A 15,595-nucleotide genomic window follows, 5' to 3' on the forward strand; every position below is an offset into this window, starting at 1 on the left:
AAGCGGTCCCGAAAATGGTCCCGCAAAACCCTAAAAGCCGAGTTTTGCTTGGTTTTCTTCAACTTACAGGAGGGTTGGTGGTGCCCAGGAGAGGACTCGAACCTCCACATCGTTGCCAATACTAGCACCTGAAGCTAGCGCGTCTACCAATTCCGCCACCTGGGCAGGTGTCGATGGCGGGGATGTAAGCCCGGTTCCCGGCACTGTCAACGCGATTCGCGTGGAAATTCCGTCGTTGCCCGAAACCATACTCGGAAACCGCTGGATTGCGCCTTGTCTGACTGCGGGGTGGCCTGTAAACCGGGGCGAACCTGCAAAGAGGCGCGATCATGTCCAACCTTGTCACCATTTTCGGCGGATCCGGTTTTGTCGGGCGTTACATCGCCCGTCGTATGGCCAAGGAAGGCTGGCGCGTCCGCGTTGCCGTGCGCAATGTGAACGAGGCGATGTTCGTGCGCCCATATGGTGCCGTGGGGCAGGTCGAACCTGTTTTCTGCAATATCCGCGATGATGCCAGCGTGGCGGCGGTGACGCAGGGGGCAGATGCGGTCATCAACTGCGTCGGTGTGCTGGACGAGGTGGGCAAGAACACCTTTGACGCAGTGCAGGCTGCAGCACCGGCGCGGATCGCGCGGGTCGCATCCGAAATGGGTGTGGCGCGGATGGTGCATATTTCGGCCATTGGCGCGGATGCGCAATCTGCCAGTGAATATGCCCGCACCAAGGCCATGGGTGAAGATGGTGTGCTGGAATACATGCCAGATGCGGTGATCCTGCGTCCGTCAATTATTTTCGGGCCTGAGGATCAGTTTTTCAATCGTTTCGCCGGTCTGTCCCGTTTGGGGCCGGTTCTGCCCGTTGTCGGGGCCGATACCCGGTTTCAGCCGGTTTATGTCGATGATGTCGCAGCCGCCGCAGTCAAGGGCGTGCTTGGTCAGGCGCAACCGGGCATCTATGAATTGGGCGGGCCGGACGTGCACACGTTCCGCGAATTGATGCAGCAGATGCTGGTGATCGTGCGTCGCCGCAAGCTGATCATGAACATCCCGTTCTGGATGGCACGGATTATGGCCGGTGTATTTGGTCTTGTCCGCAGCCTTTCGCTGGGCCTGGTCAAAGGGCCTGTCACGACGGACCAGGTGCGCAACCTTGTGGTGGATAACGTGGTTGCGGATGATGCGCAGGGCTTTGCCGCGCTCGGTATCAGCCCCACCGCGATGGAGGCCGTTTTGCCGGATTATCTATGGCGGTTCCGCCCGTCGGGCCAGTATGACGCGATCAAGGAATCGGCCAGGAACCTAAAGGCCTAGGTATAGGCGATCCACAGCAGGACACTGCCAAGCCCCAGCCGGTAGACGACGTAGGGTGTGTAACTGACCGCGCGCAGCAATCGCATCATCACTGTCAGCGCCAGCAATGCTGCCGTAAATGACATGACAGCGACGATCCCGATATCGCGCAGCGCGCCTGCGTCTGCTGTGCCAATCACATCCAGGCCCAGCAGACTGGCGGATGCAATGATCGTGGGGATCGACATCAGCATCGACAGGCGCGCGGCATCAGTGCGGGTATAGCCCAGCATCCGTGCGGCCGTGATCGTGATGCCCGACCGCGAGGTTCCGGGGATCAGTGCGATGGCCTGCCATAGCCCCATGTGCAAGGCGTGTTTCATCGTCCATTGTTCGGCGGTTTTTTCTGTTGGCCCGGTCTGGTCGGCCCAATAGAGCACGATGCCGAAAATGATCATGGTCCAGCCGATCACGGCAATCCCGCGCATTGCGTCTGACAGGCCGGTCACTTTCAGGATCAGCCCGATCAGGATCACCGGCACCGTGGCGATCAGCAGGCACAGCGCAAGAAATGCGCCCTGAGTGTCGATCTTGCCGCGCAATAGGCTCAGTGTGCCCACCAGCGCCAGCCGGACATCGCGCCAGAAATAAAGCACAACCGCACAAAGCGTGCCAACATGGGCGGCGACATCAATGACCTGTCCTTGATCGTCGAGGCCACTGAGCGAAGGCAGCAGTATCAGATGCCCGGAAGACGAGATCGGCAGGAATTCGGTGATCCCCTGGATCAGCGCCACAAGAATAAGGTTGAAGACTGTCATGCTGCTCGCAGAATTGATTCGGTGCCGCCAACCTAAACCGTTAGGATTCAGGGGGAAGGGGCTATATGGGTAACATATCGGACCTAAATAAACCTGAAATTATCGAAGTCAGAACCCGCTGGCGCTATTTTTCTTAATTAAAGGTCAGCATTACTGACTTTTCATTGACGTGAAGCTGATCTAAAAGGTGGCTCGCGCTGCAATCGGGGAGAATACCTATGGCTGGTCAGAAAATGCTCAAGTTCACGACTGTGGGCCGCGACATGCCGGACAAACGCCCGCCCGACCTGCGCAAGCAGGATTTCCACGAGATCTATGCGGAATACGCCGGTGAAAAAGCGGCAGAGCAGGCCGCACGTTGCAGCCAATGTGGTGTGCCATACTGCCAGACACATTGCCCGCTGCACAATAATATCCCCGACTGGTTGCGCCTGACCGCCGAGGGGCGGTTGGAAGAAGCCTATGAAATCAGTCAGGCGACGAACACTTTCCCTGAGATATGTGGCCGCATCTGCCCGCAGGACCGCCTGTGTGAAGGTAACTGTGTAATCGAACAATCCGGTCATGGCACGGTGACGATTGGCGCGGTGGAAAAATACATCACCGACACCGCGTTTGAAAACGGCTGGGTCAAGCCAATTCGCCCCCATGCCGAACGCAGCGAAAGCGTTGGCATTATCGGCGCCGGGCCCGGTGGTCTTGCTGCTGCTGACCTGCTGCGCCGTCAGGGTGTGCAGGTCACGGTATATGATCGCTATGACCGTGGTGGCGGTTTGCTGACCTATGGCATCCCTGGGTTCAAGCTGGAAAAAGATATCGTCATGCAGCGCATGGCCCAGTTGGAAGACGGCGGCGTGCAATTCGTGCTGAACTGCAACGTGGGCGAAGACCTGTCGTTCGACGCCATTCGCGGCAAGCACGACGCGGTGTTGGTCGCCACTGGTGTGTATAAAACACGCGATCTGCCCGATTCCGATGCCGACGGGATCGTGAATGCGATTGATTTCCTGACCGCCAGCAACCGCAAGAGTTTTGGCGATGATGTGCCCGAATATGACAGCGGAGAGCTGAACGCAGAGGGCAAGCGCGTTGTCGTGATCGGGGGTGGCGATACTGCGATGGACTGTGTGCGCACGTCGATCCGCGAAGGTGCGACAAGTGTGAAATGCCTGTATCGCCGCGACCGCGCCAACATGCCCGGATCGCAACGCGAGGTGCAGAACGCCGAAGAGGAAGGCGTGGAATTCGTCTGGCTTGCCGCGCCTAACGGGTTTGAAGGTGACCCGGTCAGCGGCGTGAAAGTACAGAAAATGCGTCTTGGCGCGCCGGATGCAACCGGCCGCCGCGCGCCTGAACTGATCGAAGGGGCGGATTATGTCGAACCCGCCGATCTGGTGATCAAGGCGCTGGGGTTCGAACCCGAAGATCTGCCCAAACTTTGGGGCGTTGATGGGTTGGAAGTCACCCGTTGGGGCACGGTCAAGGCGGATTTCGGCACCGGAGCAACCAGCTTGGAGGGTGTCTATGCCGCTGGTGATATCGTGCGCGGGGCTTCGCTTGTTGTGTGGGCCATTCGCGACGGTCGGGATTCGGCGACGGCCATTCTCGATTATCTTGGTCAGGCGGCAGACGTCGCAGCAGAGTGATGTGACGCGCAAGGGGAACCTATGCATATTGCGCGCATACACCCGCAAACTGATAGGTCAGACCAACTGACCCGAAAGGTAGATGAATGATAAAGCCCCTGATGATCCTGAGCGCGCTGGCACTGGCGGCACCTGCAACGGCCCAGCAAACCTTTGCCGCACCCGAAGGCTGCACCGGCACGCTGACCGTGCAGCAAAAGGGGTGTGTGCTGGTCAATGTCTGGTCCTGCGCGGCAGACAACCCCGGTGACCAATGGCTTGCGCTGATCGGTCAGGGCGGGTTGTTCAGCGTGCAAAAGGTGGACGATGAATTCCAGTGGATCGAAGCGTACAAGATTACCGGTGACGAAAGTCTGGAATCCCCGGCACCAGATCCGGCATCGCTGACAGAACTTTTCGCCAACCAGATCGACACATGGGATTTCACGATCCTGACAGATGACGGCCCCCAGCGTAATGTCGGCTATGATATGTTGACGGGGGAAACGACGGAGATTGACGGTGTCACCCTGATGAACACCGAATACCAGGGCCGGACGCTGGATGCTGACGGCAACGAGATTGATACGGGCAGCGGCCGCCAATACGTCAGCCAGGACCTGCGCCTGTTTTTCTTTGGCGAAAGCTGGGACGCCGCGACACCGGATCAGGTGACTGACATGTCGCCCGTCGAATTCATCTTTCCTGGCGAACCGGGGTTTTTCAGCGATCAGCCAATCTATGAATGCAACCAGATTGAAACGGGTTACCGGCCGTGAAATATGCGCTCGCCCTGATCTGCATTGCCGCCCCGGCCACGGCGCAGGAATTGTTCTCGCTGCCTGCCGGATGCGATGCTTATCTGACGGTGCAAGGGTCAAGTTGCCAGGTTGAACACTACTTCACCTGTCAGGGCGACCCTGTGGGCCACCAGCGCCGCGTCAGTCTGGATGAGCGCGGTCTGACCTATGCCGGAGAAATAGACGCAGAAGCGCAGTGGATTGGCAGTGTTTATGTCTTAAGCGGTCATTCCGAACGGCTGGCCCCTGATCCGGCTGATCCCGCGTCGTTCAGCGAACTGGTCGCCTCTGGCATCGATACCTATGATTTCGAAACCCTGTCGGACGAGATCGGCACGACACGCTATGTCGGGCAGGACAGTCTGACCGGGCGCCAAGTGACGATTGACGGCGTGACGCTGGATGAGACCGCCTATCAGATCACGGCATATGATGGTGCAGGGACTGTCTTGTGGGAATCGCAGGGCAATGAATTCATCAATCGCGACTGGCGGATATTTCTGTCGGGCACCAGCACGATCACCACGCCGAACGACACATTCGATACCGACGACCGGCCGGTCGAATTCATCTTTCCCGGCGAACCAGGTTTCCTGAGCGCGCAACCCAAGCACGGCTGCGGCGTTGCGATTTCATCTGCCGATACTTTCAAGGAGAATGCCAATGACAACCTATGATCAATCCTGGGTCGCGGCAGAAGAAGCCAAACGCGCGTGGATGGCCGAACACGGTCTGTATCGTGATGACGATGAACATGCGTCCTGCGGCGTGGGTCTGGTCGTGGCTATTGATGGCACGGCGTCGCGTGGCGTCGTTGAAAAGGGAATCAACGCGCTAAAGGCTGTTTGGCACCGCGGTGCCGTTGATGCCGATGGCAAGACAGGCGATGGCGCGGGCATTCACGTGCAGATCCCGGTGCCGTTCTTTCAGGATCAGATCCGGCGCACAGGGCACGAACCCGAAGAGGACAAGCTGATCGCGGTCGGCCAGGTCTTCCTGCCGCGTACGGATTTCGCCGCACAGGAACGCTGCCGGACCATCGTGGAATCCGAGGTGCTTCGGATGGGGCATTATATCTATGGCTGGCGCCATGTGCCGGTAAACACCGAAGTATTGGGTGACAAGGCCAACGCCACCCGACCAGAGATCGAACAAATCCTGATCCGCTGTGAAAAAGACATGGACAAGGAACAGTTCGAACGCGAGCTTTATATCATCCGTCGCCGCATCGAAAAGGCGGCCGCCGCAGCACAGATTGCGGGCATCTACCTGTGTTCGTTGTCCTGCCGGTCGGTGATCTACAAGGGTATGATGCTGGCCGAACAGGTCGCCGTTTTCTACCCCGACCTGATGGACGAACGGTTTGAATCCGCATTCGCCATCTACCACCAGCGTTATTCCACCAACACCTTCCCGCAGTGGTCGCTGGCCCAGCCGTTTCGTATGCTGGCCCACAACGGGGAAATCAACACGCTGAAAGGCAACATCAACTGGATGCGCAGCCATGAAATTCGCATGGCATCCGGCGCATTCGGTGAAAAGGCCGAAGATATCAAGCCGATCATCCCGTCGGGGTCGTCGGACTCCGCGGCGTTGGACTCGGTCTTTGAGGTGCTTGTACGCGCGGGCCGCAACGCGCCGATGGCCAAAACGATGATGGTCCCAGAGGCGTGGTCGCAGCAGGCAGTGGAAATGCCACAAGCGTGGCAGGACATGTACAGCTACTGCAACGCCGTGATGGAACCATGGGATGGCCCCGCCGCATTGGCTATGACCGATGGGCGCTGGGTTTGTGGCGGGTTGGACCGGAACGGCCTGCGCCCCTTGCGTTACGTCGTGACAGGTGATGGCCTGCTGGTCGCCGGGTCCGAGGTCGGCATGGTGCCGGTGGACGAAGCCACCGTCGTGGAAAAAGGTGCGCTGGGCCCGGGCCAGATGATTGCCGTCGATATGCAGGACGGACGGCTGTATCGTGATACAGAACTGAAAGATAAACTTGCCGCTGCGCAGCCCTTTGGCGCATGGATCGAAAAGGTTGTCGACCTGACTGACCTGATGGGCGAGGTTCCTGAAAAACCGCTTTATGAGGCGGCCGAACTGCGCAAGCGTCAGGTAGCCGCGGGCTATTCCATCGAGGATCTGGAACAGGTTCTGGCCCCGATGGCCGAAGACGGCAAGGAAATGATCGCGTCAATGGGCGACGACACGCCATCGGCAGTCTTGTCCAAAACCTATCGGCCATTGTCGCACTTCTTCCGCCAGAACTTTAGCCAGGTCACGAACCCGCCCATCGACAGCTTGCGCGAAACCCGCGTGATGAGCCTGAAGACACGGTTCGGCAATCTGAAGAATGTGCTGGATGAGGACAGCAGCCAGACCGAAATTCTGTTGCTCTCCAGTCCTTTTGTCTCGAATGCCGAATTCGACAGGATGGTCGAGCAATTCGGCGACAGCGTTGTCTTTATCGACTGCACATTTGCGCCGGAACGCGGTGCGCTGAACGCGGGTTTGCAGCGCATCCGCGACGAGGCAGAGGATGCCGTGCGCTCGGGTGCGGGCCATCTGGTGCTGACCGATCAACACCAGTCGCCAAACCGTGTGCCGATGCCCATGATCCTTGCGACAAGCGCGGTGCATTCCGGGCTGACGGCCAAGGGGCTGCGCACCTTCTGTTCGGTCAACGTGCGGTCGGCGGAATGTATCGATCCGCATTATTTCGCGGTGCTGATCGGCTGTGGCGCGACGACGGTCAATGCCTATCTGGCGCAGGATTCCATCGCGGATCGTGTGCGCCGCGGGCTGGTTGACGGTAACCTTGCCGATGCCATCGGACGCTATCGCGCCGCCATCGATGCAGGTCTGCTCAAGATCATGTCAAAGATGGGTATTTCGGTCTTGTCGTCCTATCGCGGCGGCCTGAACTTTGAGGCGGTCGGCCTGTCCCGCGCCATGGTCGCGGAATATTTTCCCGGGATGCACAGCCGCATTTCCGGCATCGGCACCAATGGTATCCAGACCAAGCTGGAAGAGGTCCACGCCCGTGGCTGGCAGAACGAGGTTGATATCCTGCCCATCGGCGGTTTCTACAAGGCACGCCGTTCAGGCGAAAAACACGCTTGGGAAGCACAGACAATGCATATGTTGCAGGCCGCCTGCAACAATGCGTCCTATGCGATGTGGCAGCAGTTTTCCAAATCCATGCAATCGAACCCGCCGATCCATCTGCGCGATCTGCTGGCGATCAAACCGCTGGGCAAGCCGGTTCCGATTGAAGAGGTCGAAAGCATTACCGCCATCCGCAAGCGGTTCGTGACACCGGGCATGTCGCTGGGCGCGTTGTCGCCCGAGGCGCACAAAACGCTGAACGTCGCGATGAACCGGATCGGGGCGAAATCCGACAGCGGTGAAGGCGGCGAAGACCCCGCGCATTTCCATCCCGAACCCAATGGCGACAACCCGTCGGCCAAGATCAAGCAGGTGGCGTCGGGTCGTTTTGGCGTGACGGCGGAATATCTGAACGCCTGCGAAGAACTGGAGATCAAGGTCGCCCAGGGTGCCAAGCCCGGCGAGGGTGGCCAGCTGCCCGGAATGAAGGTCACCGACCTGATCGCCCGTCTGCGCCATTCAACCAAAGGTGTGACGCTGATTTCACCACCGCCGCACCACGATATCTATTCGATCGAGGATCTGGCCCAGCTGATCTATGACCTGAAACAGATCAACCCGCGTTGCAAGGTCACGGTGAAACTTGTGTCGTCGTCCGGTGTCGGCACGATTGCTGCCGGTGTGGCCAAGGCAAAGGCCGATGTGATCCTGATTTCGGGGCACAATGGCGGCACGGGGGCATCCCCTGGCACGTCGATCAAATATGCCGGCCTTCCATGGGAAATGGGTCTGACAGAGGCGCATCAGGTGTTGGCGATGAACAACCTGCGCGAACGCATCACGCTGCGCACCGATGGGGGTTTGCGCACCGGGCGCGATATCGTCATGGCCGCGATGATGGGTGCTGAAGAATACGGCATCGGCACTGCCGCGCTGATCGCGATGGGCTGCATCATGGTGCGCCAGTGCCAATCGAACACCTGTCCGGTTGGCGTCTGCACGCAAGACTCTTCATTGCGCGAGAAATTCACCGGCAACGCCGATAAGGTCGTGAACCTGATCACGTTCTACGCCACCGAAGTGCGCGAGATTCTTGCGTCTATCGGCGCGCGGTCGCTGGATGATGTCATTGGCCGGGCCGATCTGCTGACGCAGGTTTCGCGCGGCTCGGCGCATCTGGATGATCTGGATCTGAACCCGCTGCTGATTACGGTCGATGGCGCGCACAAGATCAACTATGACCGCCTGCGTCCGCGCAACCCTGTCGATGACACACTGGATGCGCAGATCGTGCAGGATGCCGCACGCTTCCTGAACGATGGCGAAAAGATGCAGTTGGACTATGCGGTGCAGAACACCCTGCGGACCATCGGCACCCGGACATCCAGCCATATCGTGCAGAACTTCGGGATGCGCAACGAATTGCAGCCAGATCACCTGACGGTCAAGCTGCGCGGCTCTGCCGGGCAGTCACTGGGGGCCTTTGCCGCACCGGGGCTGAAACTTGAGGTGTCGGGCGATGCCAACGACTATGTCGGCAAGGGTCTGTCGGGGGGAACGATTGTGGTGCGCCCGCCGATGGTCAGCCCGCTGGTGGCGTCGGAAAACACCATCATCGGGAATACGGTGCTATATGGTGCCACGGCGGGCTATCTGTTCGCCGCAGGGCGTGCAGGCGAACGGTTTGCCGTGCGCAACTCCGGTGCGCATGTGGTCATCGAAGGTTGCGGGACCAACGGGTGTGAATACATGACCGGCGGTGTTGCGGTGATCCTTGGGTCAATCGGGGCGAACTTTGGTGCGGGTATGACCGGGGGGATGGCCTATCTTTACGATCCCAAGGGCGAAGCGCAGGCGCTGATGAACATGGAAACGCTGGTGACCAATTCGGTGACCGTGGACCATTGGGAAACGCAGTTGAAAAGCCTGATCGAACGGCATGCGGCGGAAACAGGCAGCCGCAAGGCCGCTGATATCCTGCAGCACTGGGACGCCGAAAAAGCGCATTTCCTACAGGTCTGCCCAAAGGAAATGCTGGTGCATCTACCGCATCCTCTCAGCGTTGAAGACACCGCCATTCCGGCGGAATAAATGCAACGCCCCCGCGCGTATTGCGCGTGGGGGCGTTTGTCTGCTTGACCCGTCCGCCGTGTGCATGGCTTATGACCCACATGGCAGAGCAGACCGACATCAACAAAGCGCCCGCAAAGAAACAGCACGCCCGGAAATCTGCGGCGCGCAAGAAAACGCAGGTCAGCAAGAAACCAAACCTGATAGACAGGACCGCGCGCTTTCTGCGGCGCTTGTTTCTGTGGAGCTTTGCAGGCCTATCCGGTTTCGTCCTTTTGGCGACCCTGCTTTATGTCGTGATAAACCCGCCGACGACCCCTTACATGTATTCCGAAAGCCGCCGTTTGGGCGGGGTGGATCAAAGGTGGGTGCCGATGGACCGGATCGCCCCGGTCATGGCCCAGTCTGTCGTGGCGGCAGAGGATGCCAATTTCTGTCGGCATTGGGGGCTGGACGTCAATGCGATCCGAGATGCAATGGAAAGCGGACGTGGGGGGGCATCCACGATCAGTCAGCAGGTGGTCAAGAATGTCTATCTGTGGCACGGACGCAGTTGGTCACGCAAGGCAATCGAGGCGCTATGGACGCCTGTGACAGAGGCATTCTGGAGCAAACACCGGATATTGGAAATTTACCTGAACGTCGCCGAATTTGACGAAGGTGTGTTTGGTGTGCAGGCTGCGGCGCGTCATTACTTTGGTGTCGATGCCGCCGATCTATCGCCCACGCAGGCCGCCCGTCTGGCGGCGATCCTGCCTGCGCCAAAAGCGCGGTCGGCGTCGAATCCAAGCCCCTTTACCCGCGATCGCACGCGCGCCATCATGAGCGGGGCTGCCACAATAGCAGCGGATGGCCGCGCGGCCTGCTTTGAAAGCTGACGCCCCATTGATCCGGGGCCGTCCTTGCGGCATGACAGGTTGAAACCGATCAGTGAGCCGTTCATGAACACCTTGTATCATTACCCGTTGTCGCCGTTTTCCCGCAAGGTCCGTCTGTGCCTGGCGGAAAAGAAGATCGAGGTCGGCCTGGTCGAGGAAAGATACTGGGAACAGGGCGCGGATTTCCTGCGCCGCAACCCCGCAGGCAAGGTGCCGGTGCTGCGGATGGGCGGGCGCCTGATGTCAGAGAGCATGGCAATTTGTGAATATCTGGATGAGGTTCACCCGACCCCGCCGCTGTTTCCGCGTGACCCCGAAGGCCGCTATGAGGCGCGCCGTCTGGTCGGATGGTTTGACGACAAGTTCTATCACGAGGTCACAAGCAAACTGATCGGCGAACGTGTTTACCGCAAGGTCATGGGCACTGGATATCCCGATAGCGCCAACGTCAAGGCAGGTGCCAAGGCGATCAAATATCATCTGGATTACATGGCCTATCTTCTGGACCAGCGCCGCTGGCTGGCGGGAAATGACATGACAATGGCCGATTTTGCCGCAGCCGCACATCTGTCGTGTCTGGATTACACCAGCGATGTGGATTGGCACCGTCATGAGGTGGTCAAGGATTGGTATGCCAAGATCAAGTCCCGCCCTGCGTTCCGGTCCGTGCTGGCGGACGAGGTGCCGGGGTTCCAACCGGCGGCGCATTATGCCGATCTTGATTTTTAGGGGCGCTGCCCCCGGCCCTTCGGGCCTCCCCCGAGGTATTTATGAACAGAAGAAAGCCGGAGATTAAAGCAGAGCTGATCGGCTTTGCGCAAGAGGCGGGATTTGCCAAGGTCGGCGTCTGCCGCCCCGATGCGGTGCCGCAGATGGCAGACCGGCTGGCGGCGTTTGTCGATGCCGGGATGCATGGGCAGATGGGCTGGATGGCCGAGCGGATGGCGTGGCGCGGTGATCCAACGGCGCTTTGGCCGGCAGCGCGGTCGGTGATCATGCTGGCCGAACCCTATACGCCCGACCATGACCCATTGGCGGTGCTGAACCGGCCGGACCGGGCAGCGATCAGCGTTTATGCACAGGGTCGCGATTATCATGATGTCGTCAAGAAGCGGCTCAAGCACGTCGGCCGCTGGCTGGTCGATCAAACCGGGGCCGAGATCAAGGTATTCGTGGATACCGCCCCTGTGATGGAAAAACCGCTGGCGCAGGCGGCGGGGTTGGGATGGCAGGGCAAGCATACGAACCTTTTGGGCCGCGATCTTGGCTCGTGGTTCTTTCTGGGGGCGATTTTTACCACGCTGGAGCTGGAGCCGGATTTGCCAGAGCAAAGCCGTTGCGGATCTTGCACCGCCTGTCTTGATATCTGCCCGACCGATGCGTTTCCTGCGCCATATAAACTGGATGCCCGGCGCTGCATTTCGTATCTGACGATTGAACACAAAGGCCCGGTGGATGAGGATCTGCGTGGTCTGATGGGCAATCGCATTTACGGGTGTGACGATTGTCTGGCCGTTTGCCCCTGGAACAAGTTCGCCCGGACGGCCCGCGATGCCCGCTATGACGCGCGCGATGATCTGCTGGACCCGCCACTGACAGAACTGGCCGCGCTGGATGATGCAGGGTTCCGGGCGCGGTTTTCGGGATCGCCGATCAAGCGGATCGGCCGGGACCGTTTCGTGCGCAACGTCGCCTATGCCATCGGCAATTCGGGTGATCCCGCCTTGATCGGGGCGGTTTCACCTTTGGTTGATGATCCTGATCGGGCGGTGGCGGATGCGGCGCGCTGGGCTATCTTGCGATTAAAGGAGGAAAGCCGATGATCCGATTCCTGAGTGCAATATTGATCCCGACACTGGCTTGGGCCGAAGTGCCGCAAGGTCCGCCAAACGCTGATTTCACCCCTGCCTTTGCTGAACAGACCCGTGCACCCGCATTGCCCCGCACGCCCGTCACTACAGAGGTCTTTGCCGACGGGCTGGAAAATCCGTGGGGCATCGCCGCGCTGGGTAATGGGCAGTTTTTGGTCACGGAACGCCCGGGGCGGATGCGCTTGATAAATGCTGATGGCCGTATCAGCGCCCCCATTCCTGGGCTGCCGGATGTTTTTGATAGTGGGCAAGGCGGACTGTTGGATGTGGCCGTTTCGCCATTCTTTGCGCGGGATCGCACGGTGTTCTGGACCTATGCCAAACCTGTCGGCAACGGGGCCGCCACCGCAGCGGCGCGTGGCGTGCTGGGCACCGATGGGCGGCTGAGCGATGTGCGCGATATCTTTGTGCAGGAACCGGCCGTGCGCGGTGGGCGGCATTTTGGCAGCCGGGTCATTCCGATGGCCGATGGCACCGTCTGGATCACCACGGGTGACAGGGGGGCAGGCGACAGCGGCACACTGGTGCAGGATATCACCACGACTCATGGTAAGGTGATCCGCGTCAATGCCGATGGCACCGTGCCTGCGGATAATCCTTTTGTCGGGCAGGATGGCGATGATCGCATCTGGTCGCTCGGGCACCGGAACATGCAGGGTGCGGCGGTTGATGCTGATGGTACGCTGTGGACGGTCGAACACGGGCCGCGCGGCGGGGACGAGTTGAACCAGCCTCGGGCGGGTCGGAATTATGGCTGGCCCGTGGTCAGCTATGGGATCAATTACCAAGGGTCAGATGTTGGCGCGGGCGCTGCGCGGGCACCTGATTTCACGGAGCCCGTCTATTACTGGGACCCGGTAATCGCACCAGGCGGCATGATGTTCTATGATGGCGACCACGCTGACTGGCAGGGCGATCTGTTGATCGGGTCGCTGAACCCCGGCGCACTGGTGCGTCTGAAAATGCAGGATGGGCGTGTCCTGGGCGAAGAACGTTTGTTGACGGATGCGGGCCGGATCAGGGATGTCGAAGTACTGACGGATGGATCAGTTATGGTGCTGACTGACGCAAGTCGCGGTAAAGTTCTGCGGCTGACGCCCGGTTGACGGCTTATGCGGCTGCACGTCGCGCGGCGGCAAAGGAAATCAGCCGCTTGTTCTGTGTATCCCACAGATCAAGGCTGGCGCATTTGAAACTTTGCAGCAGCGTCATGCGGCTGCATTCGACCAGTTCCTGATGATCCCGCAGTACCTCGGGAAGCCGGTAAAACGGGATGCGGCTGTAAAGGTGGTGCACATGGTGGATGCCGATATTGGCTGTAAACCAGCGCAGAATTGGCGGCAGATCATAGTGTGAACTGCCATGCAAAGCGGCTTCGTGAAGTTGCCAGTCCGGGGCGTGTTCCCAGTGGGTCGTTTCGAACTGGTGTTGGACATAGAACAGCCAGACCCCGATCGAAGCCGCGATCAGGGTTGTCGGCAGAAACACCAGAAAAAGCGCCTGCCAACCGCCGAACCAGACGATTGTGCCAAGGATGGCCGTAATGGCGACATTGGTGCCCATTGCACTGATCCAGTATTTGCGGCCCTGTTTCATTATGCCCAGTGGCATCCGGTTTTGCAGGAAGAACAGATATGTCGGCCCCAGCCCGAACATCACAAATGGATGCCGGTACGCCCGATAGAGAAGCCGGCCAAACGCGGTTTTCTGGTGATATTCCTCAACCGTGAGGGTCATCACATCGCCAATACCCCGCTGGTCAAGATCGCCGGCGTGGCTGTGATGGATCGAATGCGTGCGCCGCCAGACGTCATATGGGGTCAGCGTGACCACGCCCAGGCCCCGCCCGATCCAGTCGCTGAGCGTGCGATTGCCATAGAATGACCCGTGCCCGCAATCATGCTGGATGCAGAACAGCCGCAACAGGAAAAGCCCGTTCAGCGCAGAGATCAAGAAAGCCGCGACATAGCTGTATTGCGCAACCCAACAGGCCAGCACCCAAAGCACCACGAAAGGCACAAGGCTGACTCCGAGTTCGAAACTACTGCGCAGATTGCTGGGTTCGCGGTATTTTGCCAAAACCTGTACCCAATCGCGTGGGGACATGTTTGGCGGTTCCTGGATATTCTGATTCATGCACTGCTTCTTATTATGTTGCGGTATCGAACAGGTTAATGGCCCAACTAGCAAGTGGAAAAGGCTTCAATAAGGCGTGTTCACGGCATAGTCTGCGAAAAAAGAGGACGAAAAATGCAACCGCTGAGAGGCATTCTGTTCAAAGTTTTGTCAGTTTGCATGTTCATGGGCATGGCAAGCCTTATCAAGGCGGCCTCTGACGCGGTGCCGCCGGGGCAGGCGGTATTCTTTCGATCATTCTTTGCCTTGCCGGTGATTCTGGGCTGGCTGGCCATGCGCGGCGAGTTGCGCCACGGCTGGAAAGTGCGCAATCCGATGGGCCACGTCTGGCGCGGACTGGTGGGCACTTGTGCAATGGGGCTGGGGTTTACCGGGCTTGGGTTGCTGCCCCTGCCCGAGGTGACGGCCATCGGCTATGCCGCGCCGTTGCTGGTTGTTGTCTTTGCCGCGATGTTCCTGAACGAAGAGGTGCGCGCCTTTCGTCTGTCGGCCGTCGTGCTGGGCATGATCGGGGTGTTGATCGTGCTGTCGCCCCGGCTGTCTGTTGGCGCGTCGTTGAATACATCCGAAACGCTGGGGGCGGTGGTTGTTCTGATGGGGGCGGTGCTTGCGGCACTTGCGCAAGTATTCGTGCGCAAACTGGTGGCAACCGAGACGACCGCGGCAATCGTGTTCTGGTTCACGGTCACGTCTTCAGTGTTGGCCTTGTTGACGTTGCCCTGGGGCTGGTCAGTGCCATCATGGTCGATGGCCGGGCTGTTGATCATGGCGGGGCTTGCCGGTGGCGTCGGACAGATATTCCTGACCTCCAGTTACCGGTTTGCCGATGCGTCGCTGGTGGCGCCATTTGACTACAGTTCGATGATCCTTGCATTAGCCATCGGCTATTTCATATTTGACGAGGTGCCGACAAAGACGATGCTGGTGGGGGCCGCGATTGTGATCAGCGCGGGCGTGCTGATCATCTGGCGGGAACGACAGCTGGGGTTGCAGCGCGCCG

11 protein-coding genes, 1 tRNA gene and 1 pseudogene are annotated in these 15,595 nt (G+C 59.3%); 10 read left to right on the forward strand and 3 right to left on the reverse strand.

Translation table 11 applies throughout. From position 1 onward, the window contains the following. Window positions 1–78: 78 nt before the first annotated feature. Window positions 79–165, reverse strand: a tRNA-Leu gene (locus tag ACTG4B_RS04295). Between the two features lie 164 nt (window positions 166–329). Here ACTG4B_RS04295 and ACTG4B_RS04300 point away from each other — a divergent pair. Further along, window positions 330–1,310 (forward strand): complex I NDUFA9 subunit family protein, encoded by a 981-nt coding sequence (locus ACTG4B_RS04300; protein ID WP_439154454.1) that lies wholly within the window; start codon window positions 330–332, stop codon window positions 1,308–1,310. Here the strand turns inward: ACTG4B_RS04300 and ACTG4B_RS04305 are convergent. Beyond that, window positions 1,307–2,110, reverse strand: coding sequence for an undecaprenyl-diphosphate phosphatase (locus ACTG4B_RS04305; protein ID WP_439154455.1), 804 nt, complete (start codon window positions 2,108–2,110; stop codon window positions 1,307–1,309). The two genes, ACTG4B_RS04300 and ACTG4B_RS04305, sit on opposite strands and share 4 nt — an antisense overlap. 218 nt (window positions 2,111–2,328) lie before the next feature. Between ACTG4B_RS04305 and ACTG4B_RS04310 the strand changes: the two genes are divergently transcribed. The 8 genes from ACTG4B_RS04310 (at window position 2,329) to ACTG4B_RS04345 (ending at window position 13,565) form a co-directional block, all read left to right on the forward strand. Next, window positions 2,329–3,756: an NAD(P)-dependent oxidoreductase gene (locus ACTG4B_RS04310; RefSeq protein ID WP_439154456.1), complete on the forward strand. Its 1,428-nt coding sequence runs from the start codon at window positions 2,329–2,331 to the stop codon at window positions 3,754–3,756. An 86-nt stretch (window positions 3,757–3,842) separates the two neighbouring features. Then, window positions 3,843–4,514 (forward strand): hypothetical protein, encoded by a 672-nt coding sequence (locus ACTG4B_RS04315; RefSeq protein WP_439154457.1) that lies wholly within the window; start codon window positions 3,843–3,845, stop codon window positions 4,512–4,514. Continuing rightward, a complete protein-coding gene (locus ACTG4B_RS04320; RefSeq protein WP_439154458.1) occupies window positions 4,511–5,212 on the forward strand; it encodes a hypothetical protein in 702 nt (233 codons plus the stop codon). The genes ACTG4B_RS04315 and ACTG4B_RS04320 overlap by 4 nt, the downstream gene beginning before the upstream one ends. After that, entirely contained in the window at window positions 5,199–9,731 is a 4,533-nt protein-coding gene (gene gltB / locus ACTG4B_RS04325; protein WP_439154459.1) for a glutamate synthase large subunit, read from the forward strand. The genes ACTG4B_RS04320 and gltB overlap by 14 nt, the downstream gene beginning before the upstream one ends. Before the next feature lie 80 nt (window positions 9,732–9,811). Further along, window positions 9,812–10,588: a monofunctional biosynthetic peptidoglycan transglycosylase gene (gene mtgA / locus ACTG4B_RS04330; RefSeq protein ID WP_439154460.1), complete on the forward strand. Its 777-nt coding sequence runs from the start codon at window positions 9,812–9,814 to the stop codon at window positions 10,586–10,588. 63 nt (window positions 10,589–10,651) lie between these two features. Continuing rightward, window positions 10,652–11,317, forward strand: coding sequence for an FtsZ-binding protein FzlA (fzlA, locus tag ACTG4B_RS04335; RefSeq protein ID WP_439154461.1), 666 nt, complete (start codon window positions 10,652–10,654; stop codon window positions 11,315–11,317). A gap of 41 nt (window positions 11,318–11,358) precedes the next feature. Further along, complete coding sequence (gene queG / locus ACTG4B_RS04340; protein ID WP_439154462.1) at window positions 11,359–12,411, forward strand: tRNA epoxyqueuosine(34) reductase QueG; 1,053 nt, start codon at window positions 11,359–11,361, stop codon at window positions 12,409–12,411. Continuing rightward, window positions 12,408–13,565 carry a PQQ-dependent sugar dehydrogenase gene (locus ACTG4B_RS04345; protein WP_439154463.1) on the forward strand — a complete coding sequence of 386 codons (1,158 nt, stop codon included), beginning with the start codon at window positions 12,408–12,410 and terminating at the stop codon, window positions 13,563–13,565. The genes queG and ACTG4B_RS04345 overlap by 4 nt, the downstream gene beginning before the upstream one ends. A gap of 4 nt (window positions 13,566–13,569) precedes the next feature. On the opposite strand, the gene ACTG4B_RS04350 is transcribed toward ACTG4B_RS04345, so the two are convergent. After that, window positions 13,570–14,565, reverse strand: coding sequence for a fatty acid desaturase (locus tag ACTG4B_RS04350; protein WP_439154464.1), 996 nt, complete (start codon window positions 14,563–14,565; stop codon window positions 13,570–13,572). A 144-nt stretch (window positions 14,566–14,709) separates the two neighbouring features. Between ACTG4B_RS04350 and ACTG4B_RS04355 the strand changes: the two are divergent. Next, a pseudogene (locus ACTG4B_RS04355) lies at window positions 14,710–15,594 on the forward strand (DMT family transporter); the annotation flags it as partial. Between the last annotated feature and the right edge of the window lies 1 nt (window position 15,595).

This window comes from Yoonia sp. (genome assembly GCF_965660735.1).
In the GTDB taxonomy this organism is placed as follows: domain Bacteria; phylum Pseudomonadota; class Alphaproteobacteria; order Rhodobacterales; family Rhodobacteraceae; genus Yoonia.